The organism is Nonomuraea polychroma, assembly GCF_004011505.1.
Taxonomy (GTDB): Bacteria; Actinomycetota; Actinomycetes; order Streptosporangiales; family Streptosporangiaceae; genus Nonomuraea; species Nonomuraea polychroma.
In genome coordinates this window covers 2,976,123-2,995,003 of sequence record NZ_SAUN01000001.1, presented here as the reverse complement: position 1 = coordinate 2,995,003, position 18,881 = coordinate 2,976,123, and the positions used below count along the sequence as shown (strand labels likewise).

At 70.6% G+C, this 18,881-nt stretch carries 17 protein-coding genes; 5 read left to right on the top strand and 12 right to left on the bottom strand.

Annotation, left to right across the window (positions count from 1 at the left end; genetic code table 11):
* Positions 1-68: 68 nt before the first annotated feature.
* Both EDD27_RS57700 and EDD27_RS13255 read right to left on the bottom strand, forming a co-directional pair.
* Positions 69-3,134, bottom strand: coding sequence for a rhamnogalacturonan lyase family protein (locus EDD27_RS57700; RefSeq protein WP_127932707.1), 3,066 nt, complete (start codon positions 3,132-3,134; stop codon positions 69-71).
* A gap of 92 nt (positions 3,135-3,226) precedes the next feature.
* Positions 3,227-4,594 carry an NAD(P)/FAD-dependent oxidoreductase gene (locus EDD27_RS13255; protein ID WP_206642348.1) on the bottom strand — a complete coding sequence of 456 codons (1,368 nt, stop codon included), beginning with the start codon at positions 4,592-4,594 and terminating at the stop codon, positions 3,227-3,229.
* Between the two features lie 63 nt (positions 4,595-4,657).
* Between EDD27_RS13255 and EDD27_RS13250 the strand changes: the two genes are divergently transcribed.
* Entirely contained in the window at positions 4,658-4,957 is a 300-nt protein-coding gene (locus EDD27_RS13250) for a cytochrome P450 (RefSeq protein ID WP_241564009.1), read from the top strand.
* 7 nt (positions 4,958-4,964) lie between these two features.
* On the opposite strand, the gene EDD27_RS13245 is transcribed toward EDD27_RS13250, so the two are convergent.
* From EDD27_RS13245 to EDD27_RS13235, 4 genes are all read right to left on the bottom strand, one after another.
* The gene (locus EDD27_RS13245; RefSeq protein WP_127932706.1) at positions 4,965-6,893 is read right to left on the bottom strand and encodes an aconitate hydratase; all 1,929 of its coding nucleotides are present in this window, start codon (positions 6,891-6,893) and stop codon (positions 4,965-4,967) included.
* A 66-nt stretch (positions 6,894-6,959) separates the two neighbouring features.
* Positions 6,960-7,082: a hypothetical protein gene (locus EDD27_RS57695; protein WP_277750708.1), complete on the bottom strand. Its 123-nt coding sequence runs from the start codon at positions 7,080-7,082 to the stop codon at positions 6,960-6,962.
* On the bottom strand, positions 7,079-7,483 hold the full coding sequence (locus EDD27_RS13240; protein ID WP_127932705.1) for a hypothetical protein: 405 nt from the start codon (positions 7,481-7,483) through the stop codon (positions 7,079-7,081). The genes EDD27_RS57695 and EDD27_RS13240 overlap by 4 nt, the downstream gene beginning before the upstream one ends.
* A 96-nt stretch (positions 7,484-7,579) precedes the next feature.
* Positions 7,580-8,770, bottom strand: a complete 1,191-nt coding sequence (locus tag EDD27_RS13235) for a cytochrome P450 (RefSeq protein ID WP_127932704.1) — start codon at positions 8,768-8,770, stop codon at positions 7,580-7,582.
* Between the two features lie 86 nt (positions 8,771-8,856).
* On the opposite strand from EDD27_RS13235, the gene EDD27_RS13230 reads away from it, so the two are divergent.
* The 3 genes from EDD27_RS13230 (at position 8,857) to EDD27_RS13220 (ending at position 12,201) form a co-directional block, all read left to right on the top strand.
* Positions 8,857-9,450 (top strand): TetR/AcrR family transcriptional regulator, encoded by a 594-nt coding sequence (locus EDD27_RS13230; protein ID WP_127932703.1) that lies wholly within the window; start codon positions 8,857-8,859, stop codon positions 9,448-9,450.
* A gap of 455 nt (positions 9,451-9,905) precedes the next feature.
* The gene (locus EDD27_RS13225) at positions 9,906-11,303 is read left to right on the top strand and encodes a hypothetical protein (protein ID WP_127932702.1); all 1,398 of its coding nucleotides are present in this window, start codon (positions 9,906-9,908) and stop codon (positions 11,301-11,303) included.
* A 478-nt stretch (positions 11,304-11,781) separates the two neighbouring features.
* On the top strand, positions 11,782-12,201 hold the full coding sequence (locus EDD27_RS13220; RefSeq protein ID WP_127932701.1) for a DoxX family protein: 420 nt from the start codon (positions 11,782-11,784) through the stop codon (positions 12,199-12,201).
* Between the two features lie 21 nt (positions 12,202-12,222).
* Here EDD27_RS13220 and EDD27_RS13215 read toward each other — a convergent pair whose 3' ends face one another.
* The 3 genes from EDD27_RS13215 to EDD27_RS13205 all read right to left on the bottom strand — a co-directional run bounded on the left by EDD27_RS13215 (position 12,223) and on the right by EDD27_RS13205 (position 14,464).
* On the bottom strand, positions 12,223-12,372 hold the full coding sequence (locus EDD27_RS13215; protein WP_206641380.1) for a hypothetical protein: 150 nt from the start codon (positions 12,370-12,372) through the stop codon (positions 12,223-12,225).
* A 114-nt stretch (positions 12,373-12,486) separates the two neighbouring features.
* Positions 12,487-13,704 carry an MFS transporter gene (locus EDD27_RS13210; protein ID WP_127932699.1) on the bottom strand — a complete coding sequence of 406 codons (1,218 nt, stop codon included), beginning with the start codon at positions 13,702-13,704 and terminating at the stop codon, positions 12,487-12,489.
* A 295-nt stretch (positions 13,705-13,999) separates the two neighbouring features.
* Positions 14,000-14,464, bottom strand: a complete 465-nt coding sequence (locus EDD27_RS13205) for a MarR family winged helix-turn-helix transcriptional regulator (protein ID WP_127932698.1) — start codon at positions 14,462-14,464, stop codon at positions 14,000-14,002.
* A 52-nt stretch (positions 14,465-14,516) separates the two neighbouring features.
* On the opposite strand from EDD27_RS13205, the gene EDD27_RS13200 reads away from it, so the two are divergent.
* Positions 14,517-15,389 carry an alpha/beta fold hydrolase gene (locus tag EDD27_RS13200; protein ID WP_127932697.1) on the top strand — a complete coding sequence of 291 codons (873 nt, stop codon included), beginning with the start codon at positions 14,517-14,519 and terminating at the stop codon, positions 15,387-15,389.
* 203 nt (positions 15,390-15,592) lie between these two features.
* On the opposite strand, the gene EDD27_RS13195 is transcribed toward EDD27_RS13200, so the two are convergent.
* The 3 genes from EDD27_RS13195 to EDD27_RS13185 are packed head-to-tail and all read right to left on the bottom strand — an operon-like array spanning position 15,593 to position 18,844.
* Positions 15,593-16,252: a response regulator gene (locus EDD27_RS13195; RefSeq protein ID WP_127932696.1), complete on the bottom strand. Its 660-nt coding sequence runs from the start codon at positions 16,250-16,252 to the stop codon at positions 15,593-15,595.
* Positions 16,249-17,385, bottom strand: coding sequence for a sensor histidine kinase (locus tag EDD27_RS54140; protein WP_164903603.1), 1,137 nt, complete (start codon positions 17,383-17,385; stop codon positions 16,249-16,251). Before EDD27_RS54140 ends, EDD27_RS13195 begins: the two co-directional genes overlap by 4 nt.
* A gap of 7 nt (positions 17,386-17,392) precedes the next feature.
* The gene (locus tag EDD27_RS13185; protein WP_164903602.1) at positions 17,393-18,844 is read right to left on the bottom strand and encodes an alpha/beta fold hydrolase; all 1,452 of its coding nucleotides are present in this window, start codon (positions 18,842-18,844) and stop codon (positions 17,393-17,395) included.
* Between the last annotated feature and the right edge of the window lie 37 nt (positions 18,845-18,881).

The window sequence follows — 18,881 nt, the reverse complement described above, 5'->3', positions numbered from 1 at the left end:
CCATGACCCCCGCCTCAAGCTGAACGTCAGCAGGTGACGGGCGGCGCCCGTCACCTGCCGCATACGTCTTACAGGCGTACCTTGACCGTCCCGGAGAACGTGCGCCCGTCGACCAGGTGGCCGGTGATCGTCACCGACACCGTGCCGGAGTAGCCGGCGAGGGCCTCGGGGATCGCCTGGCCGTCGACGGCCAGTTCTCCGGTCGTCAGGGGCCGGGCCGCCAGGTCCACCAGCTTGCCGTCCGCGACGGCGCGGATCGTGCCGGGCAGCACGTCACCGCCCACGTGGACGGCGAGCCGGTCGCCGTGCAGCGTGAGCCGGGCGGCGACCGGCGCTCCGGTGGTGAGGTACGCAGCCGGCGGAGCGGCCATCCCCGTGCCGAGGAAGTAGCCGGTGTGCGGCGGCTGGTTGTAGCCGACGTTCTGCCAGGCGATGCCGACCCGGTAGACCGGGTCGTGCATGAGCGCGGGAAGGCGGTGTTCCGTCGGGTACGGCGTGGCGTACATCCGCAGGGCCGTGGAGTCCTCGGTCCGCACCAGCAGCTCCTCCCGCCAGTCGCCCAGCAGGTCGGCCTGGAGCGAGGGGTTGCCCTTGGTGGTGTTGTTGGAGTAGGTGCCGGTCGCGGTGAGCAGGTTGACCGTGGTCAGGGCCGCCGGGTCCCACTTGCCGATGGTGGGCACGCCCGCGGCCAGGTCGGCCGAGTAGGTGTGGTCGAGGATCTCGCGTGAGAGGTCGCCGTCCCACCAGATGGTGTTGCTGATCGCCGGGGTCTTGGACGAGAGCGTCCGGCCGGTGGCGGTGTGCAGGCCGGCGCCGTTGGAGGCCCACACCTCCTCGCCAGGGTGGGCCGGGTCGATGTCGCCGGTCAGGCCGCGGCCGGTGTCCTGCCCGGTCCGCACGCCCCACAGGATCTCGCCGGTGTCGGCGTCGTGCATCTCCAGGCCGTACGGCATGTTGGTGTGCTCGTGCACGCCGACGATCTCCAGACCGGGGTGGGCGGGGTCCAGGTCGCCCAGGTGCATGGCGTCGCCGTGCTCGAGGCGGGTGGTGTACAGGCCGGTGCCGTCGTCGTCCAGGGTCATCGCCCCGTAGGCGATCTCGTCGCGTCCGTCGCCGTCCACGTCGGCGACGGACAGGTTGTGGTTGCCCTGGCCGCCGTAGCCGGCGTTGTCGGTGCTGTCGAAGATCCATCGCTTGGTCAGCTTGCCGTCCCGCCAGTCATAGGCGGCCAGCATGGACTTGGCGTAGTAGCCGCGGGTCATGACGATGCTGGGCAGCTCGCCGTCCAGGTAGGCCACCGCCGCCAGGAAGCGGTCGGAGCGGTTGGCGCTGCTGTCGCCCCAGTCGGCGATGTTGCCGCGGGCGGGCTGGAAGTCCTCGGTGTGCAGCGCCTTGCCGGTCAGGCCGTCGAAGACGGTGAGGTACTCAGGCCCGGACACGATGCGCCCGCTGGAGGTCCGGTGGTCGGCGTTCGCGTCGCCGATGACCGTGCCCGCCGCGTCCACCGTGCCGTCGCCGGTGCGCACCACGAACTCGGCGCGGCCGTCCCCGTCGAAGTCGGCCACCAGGAAGGGGCTGTAGTGCGCGCCCGCCCGGACGTTGCGGCCGAGGTCGATCCGCCACAGGCGGGTGCCGTCGAGCTCGTACGCGTCGAAGATCGCTGCCCCGGTGTAGCCGCCCTGGGAGTTGTCCTTGGAGTTGGACGGATCCCACTTCACCACGATTTCCAGGGCGCCGTCGCCGTCCAGATCGGCGGCCGAGGCGTCGTTGGCCCGGTAGTCGTACGTCCCGCCGCTCGGTGTGACCCCGCCGTCCGGCTTGTCCAGGGGGATGTCCAGGTACGGCTGCGCCCACGGCCGGGCGGCGGCCGACTTCGGCCCCTCCCGCCCGTCGACGATCGCCGCGACGGTGTAGGCGCCCTTACCCGCGTCCACGTGGTTGGTCTTGTCCGTCTCGGCGATCAGCTCGCCGTCGCGATAGAGGCGGAATCTCACCTGAGCCGGGTCGGTGCCCAGCAGCCGCCAGCTCACCAGGGTGCCCTCGCTCGTGGGCACCGCCACCAGCCCGCGATCCAGCCGCTCCATGCGGCGCAGCGGGAAGCGGGTGATCGGCGAGGTGAGCGTGGCGGAGGAGGCCGACAATCCGCCCGCCCCGGCGGCGACCACCCGGTAGGCGTGCCGGTCGGCGGGCGGCCGCTCGTCCTCGTAGCCGGGCTCGCGGGTCACGCCCACGCGGGCGCCGTCCCGGTAGACGTGGTAGAGCAGCGCCCCCTCGGCGTCCTTCCAGCGGAGGATCACCTTCTCGGTGGTCGCCGCGACCATGGCGAGCCCTTGGGGCGCGGCAGGCGCGGCCGCCGACGGGTCCTTGACCTCGACCACCAGCGGCGCGCCCAGCGTCCCGCCCGGCACGCTGACCGCGTAGGTGTAGGTCAGGCCCAGTTCGGCGGTGGTGTCGGTGTAGGTGGTCGCGGCGCCCGCGCTGGAGCCGAGCCGGCGCCACGGCCCGGCGGCGGTCTCGGCGCGGTAGACCTCGTAACTCGCCGCTCCCGCCGCCGCGTTCCAGGCCAGTGTGACCGCGGGCGTGGCGCTCGCCGTGATGCCCGCCACCCGGAGCCCGGTGGGCGCGGTGGCCGGGCCGATCCGGACCGCGTTGACCCGGCCGTCCCGGCCGAAGGCCAGGTCGAGCCGGCCGTCGGTGACCGCTGCCGTGCCGGTGTAGGTGCCGTACGCACCGGTGGCCGCGGTGATCGCGCCACGGCCGGCCCCCTCGACGGAGAGCGTGGTGACGTTGGGCGCGATGGCATCACCGGAGACGACCGAGACCTCGTACTCGCCGTCGGGCACGTCCACGGCGAAGCCGTACTGGCCTGAGACGGTGAAGTCGCGGGTCAGCGGGTCGGCGGTGCCCCGGTCCCGGTAGCCGACGGCGCGGTCGAGGCCGAAGCCGGTCGCGGCGCTGTAGAGGGTGGTGTGCGCGACGCGGGTGTAACCGTCGGCGAGGGGGCTGGTGGTCGAGCCGAAGTCGAACCTCAGGCCGTTCGCCGGGTCGAGCGGCGCCGCTGCGGCCGGCGTGGCCGACAGCGGCTGCGCCATGACGGTTAAGGCCGTCATGGCGGCGGTCAAGATGAGCCTCACGGGCGTGCTCCTAGCCAAGTGATCGTATCGAAACGTTTTACACGGCTGGGAAAGCGCTTGCCAAGACTCTTCTTCTGTTTGTTGGCGTCCGCTCAGCGCTGCTTCGGCGCCTGACCGGCTTCCGCCTTCTCCCGTGGCGAGCGGATCCCCCGGTCGACCAGTCCCCGCTGCGCGTCCGCGGTCAGCGGCACCGCCGAGCCGCGCACCAGCCCCAGCTGGACCATCTGGCGCGGCAGCACGGCATCGAGCAGCCACTCCGCGACGATGCGGGTCCGGCCTCCGGGGATGGCGAGCACGTGGTAGCCGCGGGTCACGGCCTTGGCCAGCATCCCGGACAGCGGCACCCCGAACGGGTTGGCCGCGGCCTTGGCGCCGCCGAGGTCGACGACGAACCCGAGATCATGATGCCGGTACGGCCTGCGCTCGCCGTGGCCGTAGGACGCGGCGATGTTGTGCGCCACGAGCTTGCCCTGCCGCTGGGCGTGCTGGGCCGTCATGGCGGTGATCTCCCCCGGCCGGGTCAGGTCGGGCACGGCGGCGGCGTCACCGCACGCGAACAGTTCCGGATGGCCCGGCACGCCGAGGTATTCGTCGACATTGAGCCGCCCCTTCGTGGTGGGGAGGCCGAGGCCGTCGATGAGCGGGTCGGGACGGACACCGACGCACCAGATCAGCGACTGGGTGGGGACGAACTCGCCGTCGGACAGCTGCACCCCCTCCGGCGTGGCCGCCTCCACGGTGGTCTCGGTACGGACCTCCACACCTCTCCGGGCGAATACCCGCCCCGCGCGGTCCGACAGGCGCGGATCCAGTTCGGGCAGGACACGCGGCGCCATGTCGACCAGCAGCCAGCGGATGCGCTGGTCGCGCAGGCCAGGCCGGAGCCGGGCGGCTTGGCGGGTGTACAACTGGCCGTGGGCGGCCACCTCGGTTCCGGTGTATCCCGCGCCCACGACCACGAACGTGCAGCGCGCATCCCGCTCGCGGGCATCGCCGGTCGCGTCGGCCAGCTCGATCTGGCGCAGCAGGTGATCGCGCAGATAGAGGGCCTCGGCCACACTGCGGAAGCCGTGCGCGTGCTCGGCGACCCCGGGGATGGGCAGGAGTTTGTTGACGCTGCCGACCGTGACCACCAGCCGGTCGTAGGTCATGCTGTGCCGGGAGTTCTCCGGATCGAGGTATGCCAAGGTCCGGCGGCCGAGGTCGATCTCGTGCACCTCGCCCAGCACATGCCGGACACCGGGACAACGTTGCGCCAGCGGCACGGTGACCCGCCGCGCATCGAGGATCCCCGAGGCCACCTCGGGAAGAAGCGGCAGGTACAGGAAGTAGTCGGCCTGACTGACCAGGGTGATGTCGACGGCGCCTCTGGCCAGGCGCGCCAGAGTGCGGGCGGCATGAAAACCGGCGAACCCCGCTCCCACGATGACCACGTGCTGGCGGCGTGCGGTTCCGGACACGGCGATCTCCTCTCCAGGTGCTCCCTGCTCCCCTGCCCCATATGGCGCCGGCAAGCCCACCCCGTGTCCGGCGTCGGCACCACCGTGCACGGCCTCATGTTCCTCGGCGCCGCCAGCCGCGACCCGCGCCGCTGGGCCGACCCGGACTCCTTCGACCTGTCCCGCGACCCGTACGGGCACGTCGGCTTCGGCATGGGCCTGCACCATTGCGTCGGCCGGCACGTCGCCCGGCTGGAAGCCGAAGCGGTGCCGGCCGCGCTCGCCCGCCGGGTCACGCGGTTCGAACTGGCCGGGACGCCCCCACGCCACCACAACAACATCCTGCGGGCGTGGAAATCGCTGCCCATCCGCGTCCACCTCTGAGCGGCCGTCACGAGAACGGTGAACGGGCGGGAGACCGTCGGAACAGCGGGATCCAGCCGCCGGCCAGGACCATGGCCCGCTGGCGGGGGGAGAGACGATGTCTGACGGCCATGCCGTTCACGGTCAGCTCTGTGCCGTTTTCGATCGCCTGGCGCAGGCCTTCCAGACGCAGTTCGCCACCGATCGTGTCGTAGCCGGATTCGTCGGTGAACTCCAGGGGCAACACGCCGAAGTTGGCCAGGTTCTGCCAGTGGATGCGGGCGAAGGACTTGGCGATGACGACGCGGAGCCCCAGGTAGCGGGGCACGATCGCGGCGTGCTCGCGGGAGGAGCCCTGGCCGTAGTTGCGGCCGGCGACGATGGCGTGCGGGCCCGCGTCGCGGGCCCGTCGCGGGTAGTCCTCGTCGATCTGGGTGAAGGCGAAGTCGGCCAGCGCCGCGATGTTGCTGCGGTACGGCAGCGCCCGGGCGCCCGCCGGCATGATCTCGTCGGTGGAGATGTCGTCGCCGACCTTGAGCACGACCGGGAGGGTGAGGGAGTCCGGCAGCGGGTCCAGCTCGGGCAGCGAGCCGATGCTCGGGGCCTTGCTGAGCTCCACCTCGCGCGCTTGATCGACGGGCAGGGGCGGTTCGAGGAGGGCCGTGCCCGCGCTGGCCGTCGCGGGCAGGTGCACCCGCGGATGGTCGAGGCCGAGGTCGCGTGGGTCGGTGATGGCGCCGGTGAGCGCCGCGGCGGCGGCGGTCTCGGGTGAGCAGAGCCAGACCGAGTCGTCCCGGGTGCCCGAGCGGCCGGGGAAGTTGCGGGGGAAGGTCCGCAGGCTGTTGCGGCCGACGGCGGGGGCCTGGCCCATGCCGATGCAGCCCAGGCAGCCGGTCTGGTGGATGCGGGCCCCGACCTCGATGAGCGCCGTGATCGCGCCCATCTTGGTGAGGTCGGTGAGGATCTGCCGGGAGGTGGGGTTCACGTCCAGGGACACCTGGGGGTGCACCTGGCGGCCGCGCAGGGTCTCGGCCACGACCGCGAAGTCGCGCAGGCCGGGGTTGGCCGAGGAACCCACGACGACCTGGTGGACCGGCTCGCCCGCGGCCTGCCGTACCGGGATGACGTCTCCTGGCGAGCCGGGACGGGCGATCAGCGGCTCGAGCGTGGACAGGTCGATCTCGTCGTGCAGGTCGTACGTGGCGCCGGGGTCGGGCAGGAGTTCGGTGAAGTCGCCGGCCCGTCCCTGCGACCGCAGGAACTCCAGCACGCGCTCGTCGGAGGGGAAGACCGTGGTGGTGGCGCCCAGTTCCGCGCCCATGTTGGCGATCACGTGGCGGTCCATCGCGGTGAGCGTGGCGAGCGCGGGACCGTGGTATTCGATGATCCGGTGCACGCCGCCTCGTACGCCGTGGCGGCGCAACATCTCCAGGATCACGTCCTTGGCGCTCACCCAGGGCGGCAGCGCACCGGTGAGCCGTACGCCCCAGACTTCGGGCATCGTGACGAACAGCGGCTCCCCCGCCATGGCCATGGCCACCTCCAGGCCGCCGACGCCGATGGCGAGCATGCCGAGCGAGCCGGCCGCGCAGGTGTGCGAGTCGGACCCGGCCAGCGTCTTGCCCGGCACGCCGAAATGCTGCATGTGGGTGGGATGGGACACCCCGTTGCCCGCGCGCGAGTGCCAGATGCCGAACCGGCGGCAGGCCGAGCGGAGGAACACGTGATCGGCCATGTTGCGCTCGTCGGTCTGCAGCAGGTTGTGATCGACGTACTGGACGGCCACCTCGGTGCGTACCCGGTCGAGGGCGAGGGCCTCGAGTTCGAGCATCACCATCGTGCCGGTGGCGTCCTGGATCAGAGCCTGGTCGATCCGCAGCCCGATCTCCTCACCCGGCCGCATCTCGCCACTGGCCAGATGGGCGGCGATCAGCTTCTCCGTCACATTCCTGCTCACGAGGGACTCCGCTACCCCGACGGGTTGTCACGAATCGGCGGGCGGGTTCTGACCGGGGGCAGTGTGTCAGGGAGTGAGATTGAGGGGCGTCGTGGCCATCTCGGCGAAGTGGAAGCGGGTGTCGCGACAGGTGTGGTCGGCGCACGTGAGCAGCCGGGCCGGCTCGTACCCGTCGACCGGCGCGATCATCTCCGTTCCGGGGCCCGCGTACAGGGCGCGTAGATCACTCCTCCCGAGCCGGGGCCCGTACACGAGGCCGGGCAGGAGCAGCGCTCACGCGTGATCACGCTCGCCTGGAACGGCGTGCCGGCCAACGTCAGCCCGCCCACCGCCACCCCCGAGACGACCACCAGCGCCGGGCCGTGTAGCCCGCCCACCACCGCATCCAGCGCCTGCCAGACGGCGCCGGAGATCTCCAGCTCGTCATTGCGCACCACGGCCGAGCCGCTCAGCACCGGCAGGAGCGCCGCGGTGGCGAGCGGCAGGAACACCACCAGAGTGGGCGGCACCAGGTGCCTGGCGGCGTCGCGATAGGCGCGTACGGGAACGAGGGGCCGCTCCAGCCGCGCTCGGGCGTCTACGATGTCCACGAGTTCGCACGGTCCCAGCCCCGGTGATCGTTCGCCCTTACTTGGACGGAACCGGTCTGGAGGGGTCCAAGGGGTGCGGCGCCGGCGTCACGGCGCTCACCAGCTCACCGGAAGCGCGGTCAGCCCACCGGTGAGCACCTGCGGGTTGAACGTGAGCTCCGCCACGCCTACGGCCAGCCTCAGCATGGGGAAGCGGGCGACGAGCTGGGAGAACACGACGTTCAGCTCCAGCCGGGCCAGCGGGGCGCCGATGCAGTAACGGGCGCCGCGGCCGAAGGTGAGATGCCCGGTTTCCCGGCGGGCGATGTCCAACCGGTAGGGATCGGTGAAGGCCGCGGTGTCGTGGTTGGCCGCGCCGGTGTCCAGAAGCACCAGATCTCCCTCTTGTACGGGCACACCCGCGATCTCCATGCCCGTGCGGGCGTAGCGGGGAATGCCCCCTCCGCCCAGCCCCGGGGCCCGCAGAATCTCCTCCACGGCCACGTCGATCCTGGACGGATCGGCGACGAGGGCCTGCCACTGGTCAGGGTGGGCGAGGAGCCACAGCACGCCCATGCCGATCGCGACCACGGTGGTCTCATGGCCGGCGAAGAGGAGGAACATGCCCATCATGGCCGCCTCGTCGTCGCTGACCCCTTCGGTCATGGCGAGGCGGCTGATCACATCCGTTTCGCCATCGTTGATACGGCCTTCGCGCCGTTTGCGAGCCACCAGCCGCTGGCCGTAACCGAACAGCTCGGCCAGCCCTTGCTCGGAGCGTGCCTGATCGGTGACGTCGGCCGCGGCCTGCGTCCACGTGCGGAACTGCGCCCGGTCGTCGTACGGGACCCCGAGCAACTCGCAGATCACCGCGATCGGCAGCGGCACCGCCAGCGCCGCGTGCAGGTCGGCGGGCGGTTCCTGGGCTGCCAGCTCGTCCAGGAGCGCACTGGTCAGGGCCTCCACCCGGGGGCGCAGTGCCCGCATCCGCCCGGCGGAGAAGTGCGGCTGCAGCAACGCGCGCATCCGCCGGTGATCGGCCTGTTCGGTGTCGAAGTCGCCCTGCGGCCCGCCGAAGAGAGCCGACTTCCCCGTACGGGACGCCGTTTCGGGCGTGCGGTGGGCGCGGCCGAGACGGTTGTCGTCCAGCAATGCCTGCACCTGGTCATATCCGGTCACCAGCCAGGCCGGATCACCGACGGCGGTGCGAATGGGGTGGATCGGCCCTTGCTCCTGCAGCCGGCGCAGGAGCGGCGCCGGCTCCAACGGTCCCGGCCTTTCGAACGGCAGTTGGAAAGCGGTCGTCATACCGCCCTCCTTGGTAGACGCAGCTTTGTAGACTTCCATGTATATAAAGCTACTTATAGACTGTGGATTCCACAAGAGAGGACGCCATGACGACGACCAGCGGGCAGGCACCGGTGCGCCGGCTGCGCAGGACGGAGCGGCGGGAGCAGATTCTCGATGCGGCCACGCACGCCTTCGCCCGCTCCGGTTATGCCGCCACGAGCCTCGACGACGTCGCCAGGGAGGCGAGCCTGACACGGGCGCTGCTCTATCGGCACTTCGACTCCAAGGCCGACCTCTACCGCGCCGTGCTGGATCGCGCGTGTCAGCGGCTGGTCGAGACCGTGGGCGAGGACGACTTCGACGAGACCTCCATCCCGTCGCTGCTCCGTGCCGCGGCAGCCGATCCGGACGCCTTCCGGCTGTTGTTCCATCACACGGCGCGGGAGCCGGAGTTCCGCGAGCTGATCGACTCCATCACGACGGCCTCGGCCGAGATCGCCCGGCGCAACCTGGCCAAGCGCGTTCCCGCGGGCCCCTGGCTGGAGTGGGCCTCCCAGCTGATCCCCACGTTGACGATCGAGGCCGTGATCGCCTGGCTCGACTCCGGTCAGCCGGATCCGGACCAGGCCGCCGCGCGCGTCGACCAGGTCGTGAAAGGCGTCATCGCGGCCGCCCAGCCCGCGTCCGGCAGCGGGTGAGCCGTCACCAGGTGTCGGGGATCTCGACGAGACCGACCGGCGTCGCCTCCGACCACATGGGCGCAAGCACCTGATCACAGCCGGGATGCTGCTCCAGGGGCGTGCGCCGGCGATGGTCGCGCTCACCGATGACCTACTCGGCTGGCCACGGCAGTGATCATGCTCGGCGAAGGCGGCCTGGCCGCGGCCCCGCGGGCCGGCCACGCGGCTCTCGCCGGGCGTGCTGACGATCCGAATCCGGCGCGGGACCGGCCATAGGCCCTGCGACCAGCCGCTTGGACGGTAACCGTCGCGCAGGATGTTCGTGCGATCGCACTCCGGGTAGGCACGATCACACCCTTGAACGCGATGGAGAGAGGCAGAGCGGTGCCCATACGATCCGCGCGCACCTACCGTCCTGGACACGACCATGGCGGGGCCCGCGTGGTCGCCCGATTCCTGACGGAGGTCGGCTCGTGAAGCCCGCCAGGGCAGTGGCCTCGTTCGACTCGGCGACCGGCATGCTGCGCGCGCTCTCCCGCTTCCTGCACGGCCGCGACGTGCCGCTCATCGGCCAGGCTCCCGCAGCCCTGGAGCCCGCGCTGGGCACCGTGCTCGGCGCGGTCAACCGGTTGCCGCGAACGCTCCAGGAGAAGGCGTACGCGCTGGGCGGCTGGGCCGAAGCCGTGCCCGCGCACCGCATCGGCGACATCCGCTCCGAGGCGCTGGCGCATTGGGTGACCGGGCACTACCCGCAGCGCCGCTACCCGGTGGCCTTCATCGGGTCGTCCAACGGCGCCCTCATCCACCTGGCCGCCGCACTGAACGCGCCCTGGCTGCCCCAGACGCTGCTGCTGCCGGTACGTCGCCACGGTGCGCATCCGGATGATCCGCGGGAAGACCTGCGCCGTACCCAGACCGCGGGGGAGGCACTCGTCAAGGCCAACCCCGACCTGGTGCTGCATCACATGCATGATGCCAACCAGGATCGCCTGATGATCGCGGGGATGACGTACTTTCGCGTCAAATGGCGACGCCTGGCCGAGGCCTATCGACGCTTCCTGGAAGCGTCCCTCGCTCCCGGCGCGACACTGGTCGTCGTCGACTGCGCGCTGCGCTGGCCCACCACCTCGGTGTCCGACCGCTACGTCTTCCAGCACGGCGCGCTGGGCGGCGCCGGCCAGGAGGAGTACGAGCAGGGCGGTCCCCGGGTCGCCGACTATCTCGGCCGCTACGGCTCCCCCCGTCGAACCTGGGACTACCCGCCGACGGACGGGGACAGCCCAGAGGCGGAATGGGGATTCGAGCCCGAGTTGCTCACCGACCTGACCGAACTGGCCGAGCGGAACCAGTGGCGGCTGGTCCGCATGCGCTTCCCCGAACCCGAGGCGCTGAGCCCCGTGGTCGCCGACCTGTACCGGTCCTGGTATCAGCGTCGCGGACTGCCGGGCGATCGGCTGCTCACTGAATGTTTTCTGCTGCTGGAGCCATGGTGGACGCTTCGCAGCGGATCGGTGCCCTATTGGATGGTCTTCAACGCCGAGCCCTCACGCGCGGGGCTCCAGACCTATCTCGACCGCGTCGATCCGTTCGACGAGATCAGGCTCCTGCTGTTCTCCCATGGAGTGGAGTCCATCGGTCTGGTGCCGATCGAGGAGTGGCAGGAGGTGCTGGCTCGCGCCCGCAAGATCGGCGTTTTCACCGGGGTCGATGCGCGTGCCTATCCGCGTGACTTCGCCAGCCTGGCTCGCGCGCACCGGGACCTGGCCAGGATCCAGACCACGTTCCCGATGCCGCTGCCGTTGGGCTGGCCGCCGGCCGAGCAGTTCCTCGCCGAGCGCGGCGAACTCGAGTGGCACAGCATTGACATCTGAGCCATTCCCAGGACTGCGCCGCCCATAGCGCTGTGGAGTCTCACACCAATGCGGTGATGAAAGTTTCAACCAACGACACGCGCAGGATTGAGGCGTCCGGCCACCTGACGCGCATATCGGCGTGCTGCGCAGTGACTATCCGGACTGTCCGGCGTTGACAGGTGATGCCCGGGTCGAGAATCTCGTTGGGAGCGCTCCCAACAATCCTCATTCCGTCTTCTGGAGATTTGATCCAGCATGACACCGCCACGCCTGCACTTTCTGCCAGGTCACACCCACCCGGCGCTGTAGCCCGCGGCCACGCTGCGACGACCCGACGAAAGGAGACTCTCCCCGCGCTCGGCTCACGCGGAGGCGGGGGGAGCCGACCCGACACAAGCCGGCGCCGCGTTGCAATCACTGTCCGTGCTCGCATCGCAGCATAACGTGGTGTTCCACCGCGTCCCGGCACGACGTCCCCCTCAGAAAGGACACTTCTGTGGAGTCATTGGCCAAGAATCAAGGCCTGTTCCTGGCCCTGTACCGGATCGTGGTGGGGCTGCTGTTCGCCTGCCACGGCGTGGCGACGCTCTTCGACGTACTGGGCGGGCCGCACGGTGAAGTCCCCAGCGTCGGGCAATGGCCCGGATGGTGGGCCGCGGTCATCGAGCTGGTCGGCGGCGCGCTCGTCCTGCTCGGACTGGCCGCCCGCGCCGCCGCCGTCATCTGCTCGGGCACCATGGCCTACGCCTACTTCGTCGTCCACCAGCCTCAGGCGCTGTTCCCGATCGAGAACGGCGGGGAGCTGGCCGCGCTCTTCTGCTGGTCCTTCCTCCTCATCGCCATCCTCGGGCCCGGCCGCTGGGCATTGTCCGGGTTGCTGACGCCCTCGCGAGTCCTCGAACACGACAGAAGGTGACACTCGCGGCATGTGGGCGGATCACACCAGCGGCGTTCCCGCGCGGAACCTGACCACCGTTCCGCTGACCGGCTGCGGATTGCGGATGAGGTTGAGTATCGGGCACACCCGCTCGACCTCGGCGTGCAGGTTCGCCAGGTCCTCGTCGGAGGCCGGCGAGTCGATCAGCACGTCGTAGCGGATGGATCTTCACATAGGCCGGCAGTGGCGGGAAGCCGGCGAACAGGAGCACGTGGTCGCGGGGTCATGGAAGCTGTGGCCCTCCCTCAATGGGCCTCCCGGTTGTCATGCGCTGGCCGGCCGCATCGACCGGGTGGCCAAAACGACGGGCAACGCCAGCAGGCAGACCGCGGCCCCGGCAAGTGCGGTGTAGTGCACCCCGACATGGGCGACGACCTGGCCGCCGATCAACGCGCCGGTCGCGATCCCGGCGTTCGCCGCCGAGGCGCCAAGGCTGGCGGCCAGGTCCTTGCCCTGGCCCGCCAGGCTGATGACGCGAACCTGGATGGCGATCGAGACGAGCCCGAACCCGACAAGTCCCCAGACGACGAGAACAACCGCTACCAAAGCAGGGCTAGGACCGATCAGGTAAAGCCCGCCGAGCACGCCGACCAGGGCGGCATTGGTCACGATGAGCGTCGCGGTGGCGCTGCGGTCGACGAGGCGACCGCCGGCGAATGTCCCCGCCGCGGTGGCGGCGCCGTACGCGAGCAGGAAGGCGCTGATCGCGCCGCCGGAGACCCCGGTGACCTGGTTGAGGAACGGCTCGATGTAGGTCAGGGCGCTGAACTGACCGCCGATGATCAGGAAGCCGATGCCCAGGGTGGCCAGGACCGGCGGCGCCATCGCCTGACGGGCCCCGCCGGTCAGGCGGCCGCCGCCCTTGCGCGCGACGGCCGGCACCAGAGCGATGGTCAGGACGAGCGCGAGGGCGGCGAGTACCACCACGCCGCCGAACGTCGCCCGCCAGCCGAACGTCTGCCCGATCAGCGTGCCCAGGGGAACGCCCACGACCGTGGACAGGGCAACGCCGCCGAACACGATCGAGATCGCTCGGCCCTCGCGGCCCGGCTCGACGAGTCCCGCCGCGATCACCGACGCCACCCCGATGAAGGCTCCGTGGACCGAACCCGCGACCATCCGCGAGACGAAAAGCAGGCCAAAGCTCGCCACGACAGCGATGAGCAGGTTCGCGGCCACGTACACCAACAGCGTGCACCACAGCATGAGACGGCGGTCGACGCGGCCGGTCAGAGCGGTGAGAACAGGCCCGCCGAGGGCGATGCCGAGCGCGTACGCCGTGACGAGCGTCCCTGCGGTCTCGATGGAGACCCCGGTATCAGTCGCTATCGGGTCAAGGATCCCGACCAGGACGAGTTCGGACGTGCCCACGACGAAAGCGCCGAGCCCAAGTGCGCCGAGCGCCAGCCCGCTACGACGTCGCGACAGTGGCTCATTCCTCGTCGCCGCCGGTGGCAGCCCCGCCCGCCCGGTGCCCGACATCTCGCCTCCTCACTCCGGCCGCCCCAGCGGGCGCATGCCGGTGCCGTCTTGGCCAGTCCATGCCGCGGACGTGTCGCGCACCACCAGCACGGATTGTCAGGCCGAGGATCCTCCCGCGCCCGAAAGCCAATCAACGGAAAGTTCGACATGCATCGATGCGCCCAGCGCATCGATGACGCTTCCGGCTCATTCCGGTGTTCTGCGGAGGTGGAGTGATCCGCACGCCTTGAGCTTGTCGTTGAAGTTGCGCTCTTCGCATCTGCCGCAAAGGCGACTGTGGTCGCGGTCGCGCGGCTCAGCTCTCGGGGCTGCTGGCCGACGCAGTGATGCGTGAATCGTAGAGCGTGCGCAGCAGGCGGTTGAGGTGGTCACGCTGACGACAGGTCAGAGCATGGAGGAAGTGATCCTGCTCGGTGGCCGCGGCCGCGGCGATGGTGTCCAGGAGGGCCGCTCCGGCGTCGGTGAGAGTGATGATGCGGCGACGGCGGTCGCTGTCATGGGTTCGGCGCTGGATGAGTCCCCGGGGGGACAGGGAGTCGAGGACCATCACGATGTTGCGGGCGTCCATGGCGATGAGTTCGGCCAGACGGCGTTGGCCGATCGGCCCTTGTTCCTTGACGGTTACCAAGACCAGGTATTGGGCTTGGGTGAGGTCATGCTTTGTCAGGAACGCGGTCCACGACCGCGCGGCCAACGAGCCGAGTCGTGCCAGCAGAAAGCCTGTCCCGCGCTCAAAGGCTGGACTGTCCTCGTCGTTCATGGACTCAGGCTAGTAGATAGACATGTTTCATGTCATTTGATAGACATGAAACATGTCTATTGAGCTGCGTCACAGCCATCTGCCGATCGCCGAGCGTTCGGTGCATGTCGTTGAGGCGGGTGACGCGCAGGGCAGGTCGTTCCTGTTCCTGCACGGTTGGCCGGAATCATGGCGGACCTGGGAAGCCGTGATGGGCGTGGCAGGCGACGACGCTCGCCTGATCGCCGTGGACCTGCCCGGCATCGGCGAATCCGCGGGGGCTGTCACCGGTGGATCCAAGAGTCGCTTGGCGGAGGTGGTTCACGAACTGGTGCAGCGCCTGAACCTCACCGATGTCACGCTGGTCGGGCATGATGTCGGCGGGATGGCCGCCTACGCCTACCTGCGTCAATACGACGACGTCGCCGGTGTCGTCATCATGAACACGGTGATCCCGGGCGTCGCCCCCTGGAATGAGATGCTAGCCAATCCCTACATCTGGCACTTTGGTTTCCACGCCGTTCCGGCGCTGCCGGAGACCCTGGTTCAGGGGCACCAGGTGGAGTACTTCTCCTACTTCTACGATGCGCTGTCGGTCGACGCCGGAAGAATCACCCCGCACTTGCGGACCGCCCACGCCGCGGCCTATGCCAGCGATACCGCCCTCACCGCCGGGTTCGACTTCTACCGCGCCTTTGCCCAGGACGCGCGGGACAACACGGCGTTCGCAAAGAACGGGCCGATCGGCACGCCACTGCTCTATCTGCGCGGCGAGGGCGAAGGTGGCGACATCGCCACCTACGCGCGAGGCTTCCGCGACGCGGGGATCGACAACCTGGTCACCGCCCTGGTGCCCGACGCCGGACACTTCACTCAGGAAGAGGCGCCCGCCCACGTCTGGAAGCTCATCTCCGACTTCGCCACGTCCCTTCCAGCGCGCCGCTGAGCTCCCCATCTTCGCGTTTGCCGCGTTCGGCGCCGACAGTGATGCTTCGCCACACAGCGGATTGTGGCTGTTTCGATGCGGCGTGTCGCCGTGACGTGAGAACGGTCACCGTCTCATCTTCGAGCTCATGCAAAGCAACCGCGGCGAGGCGGGCCTCACCGGTCGGCGCTCCGCAGACAATCAAACGGACGCCCTCCGCAGGGTCAGGGCAGATCCGTCCACGTGACGAGGCCGTGCCGGTGGGCGTAGACGGCCGCCTGCACGCGGGTACGCAGCCCGAGCTTGGCCAGGATCCGCTCGATGTGGATCTTCACCGTGCCAGGCGAGATGACCAGTTCGCCGGCGATCTCGGCGTTGCTGCTGCCGGCGGCCAGGTGCCGCAGCACGTCCGCCTCGCGCGGCGTCAGCGTGGCCAGCTCGCTGGTCGGCGGGCGGGGCGACGTGGCCGCGAACCGATGCAGCAGGCGGGGGGTGACCTGCGGGTCCACCAGGCCCTGCCCTTCGTGGGCGACCCGCACAGCCTCGATGATCAAGCCGGGGTCGCTCTCCTTCAGCAGGAACCCGACCGCGCCCGCCTGAAGGGCGCCGAACAGGTATTCGTCCAGGTCGAACGTGGTCAGCGCCACCACGGCCGGGGCGGGGTCGAGGGCCACGAGGTCTCTGATCGCGGCCAGCCCGTCCATGCGCGGCATGCGGATGTCGGTGAGAACGACGTCGGGCCGGTGCCGCCGGGCCATCGCGACGACCTCGTGCCCGTCCGACGCCGTCGCCACCATCTCGATGTCCGGTTCGGACGACAGCAGCAGGCGCAGGCCCTCCCTGGTGGGCGCCTGGTCGTCGGCGACGATCACGCGAATGGTCACTGGTCGGCTCCTTCCTTTTCGCCGAGTTCGCCGAGCGGGAACCGGGCGGTCACGCGCCAGCCGTGGGGCTCTCGCGGCCCGGCCGTGAGCGTGCCGCCGAGCAGCGCCGCCCGCTCACGCATGCCCCTCAGCCCGACGCCCTCGGACACGCCAGGTCCACCGGGTGCGCCAGGTCCACCGGGTGCGCCCGGTCCGCCGGGTCCTTCTGGGACTGCCTGCCCGTCGTCCTCCACCGTCGCCTCCACGGCCCCGGACCTGCGGCTGATGCGGACGACCGCATGCGAGACCCCCGAGTGGCGCATGACGTTCGTCAGCGACTCCTGAACGATCCGGTACACCGCGTACTGGATCCGGGGCGGCATCTCACCGCGGAGCGGGTCGCCGTCCAGGCGGACGCGGAGCCCTTGACGGGACAGGCGAGCGAGCAGCGGGCCGAGATCGGTGTCGGCGTGTTCCTCTTCGCGGAGCAGGCCGAGCAGCCGCCGGGTCTCGCCGAGCGCGGTGCCGGAGATCTCGGCGATCACGTCCAGTGCCCGGCCGGCGTCCTCGGGCGTGCCCCGCCGCGCCCCCACGGCCTGCAGCCGGATCGCGCTGAGGTGGTGGCCCACCACGTCGTGCACCTCGCGGGCGATCCGGGCACGTTCTTGCGACCGCCGGACGAGCTCGGCCTGCCGGGCCTGGTCATGGCGCAGCCGCAGGATGTGCCCGAGCGCCACCGGAGCAAGCCCGGCGGCCACCGACCTCGCCAGCCCGGACGGATCCTCCATGGTCCCGCCGTACGCGAGGTCGAGCGCGACCAGCCAGCAGGTCGCGGCCACCGCGGGCAGCCACCGGTCATGGTCGCGATGGTAGGCGGCCGAGGCGAACGCCGCCACCGTCACCCATGCGCCTACCTCCGGCTGATGGAGCAGCCGCGCGAGCACGACGACCGCGCCCGTGACCAGCGCGGCCGTCAGCGGCAGGCGGCGGCGTGCGGCCAGCGGCGCGCACACCGCGCAGACCAGCATCACCCACAGGAACGTGTGCCCGCCGGGAGCGCCCAGCAGCGGATACCCCGCGGTCACCAGTGTCGTGAGCAGGGCCAGCGCGGCGTCCTGCGCGAGCGCGGGCAGCTTCCGCCAGGCTCCGATCACACTCGGTTCACCCCCGGGGAATCCTAGCCATCAGGTCACCGGGGCAGCGCGCCCCGGACCGGGGCAGGGCGCCGGCGGTCAGGTAGTCGTGCACGTATCGGCGCAGGCAGGTCGCCCCGAGCCCGGACGCGCTCTGCATGAGGTACGCGGCGTGCCCGTCGCCGTGCCTGACCACCCGCGCTCCGGGGATCTGCGCAGCCAGGTGCTCGGCGCCGGAGTGCGGCGTGTTGGCGTCCGTGTCGCCGATCGCGATCAGCACCGGCGGCACGCCCTCGGCCCGCAGCGGGTGCGGCGGGTAGGCGGGGCTCTTGCCCATGCCCACGCAGCGGGCAACCTGGTACCGGCCATGGATCCAGCCGATGCGGGGTGCGACCGCGCGCAGCCGCGACTCGATGGCCTGGAACTCCCGGTATCCGGGCAGGCCGGGCATGAAGTCATGGCAGAGCATCGCGCCGGCCGGGTACCCGGGAGACTCCGGCGGGAGCGGCCGCAGCTTCGCCAGGTCCGACGCGTCGCCGTCGGCGGCCTTGCGCAGCGCTGCGGCCAGGCGCGGCCACACGGGCGGGGCGAGCCCTTCCTTCACCGCGAGAAGGAACTCCTCCTTGCTCACCGTCCCCTTGCCCGCGGGGAGCGGGACGCGGGTGAGCAGCCTGTCGAACACCTCGATCGCGTCGTCGCCGCCCAGCGCGCAGCCCGCCCTGCACCAGTCGTGGAAGCGCCCCAGCTGCTGTTCCTCGGTGCGGGCGTATTCCGTCAGCCAGCGTTCCAGCGAGGGCCGCGTGTGGTCGGGGACGCCGTCGAGTACCATCCGGCCGACCTTGGCGGGGAACAGCTCCAGGTACGCCTGGCCGTACACGGTGCCGTACGAGTTGCCGAAATAGCGCAGCTCGGGTTCGCCAAGGGCGGCTCGCAGCGCCTCCAGGTCGTGGGCCACCTGCCAGGAGGTCAAGCCCGCGTAGGCGGCGCCCATGGCCTTGCGGCAGGAGGCGTCGTAGGCGGCGTTCGCCCTGGCCTGGGCGCGCCATCCGGCTTCGCCCGGCGCCAGGATCAGCCCCGCGATGCTCGGCTGCGGTGTGTCGCACTCGACGGCCGCGGAGCTGCCCTTGTCGCCCATGCCCCTGGGGTCGATCAGGACCACGTCGAACCAGGCGGTCAGCTCCGAGACGACCGTGGGCGTGGCGCGTACGGGTTGGATGGTCGCGCCGCCGCCGGTGTTGACGACGAGCGAGCCGAGCTTGCGCGCGGGGTCGCGAGCGGGCATCCGCGCGAGGTCGACCCGGGTCTTCCGGCCGTGCGGGTGTCTCCAGTCGATCGGTACGGTCAGCTTGGCGCATTGCATGCCGTCGCCGCACCCGGCCCACGTCAGGGCCGGAGGCGCGGCGGCCACCGGAGCCTGGAGGGTGCCCGCCAGCGCCGTCCCGAGGACGAGGCCGGCCAGCGCTGTGGTCGAGATTCTCATGACACCAACCTCGCCCGGAGCGCCCCGCGCCGGCATC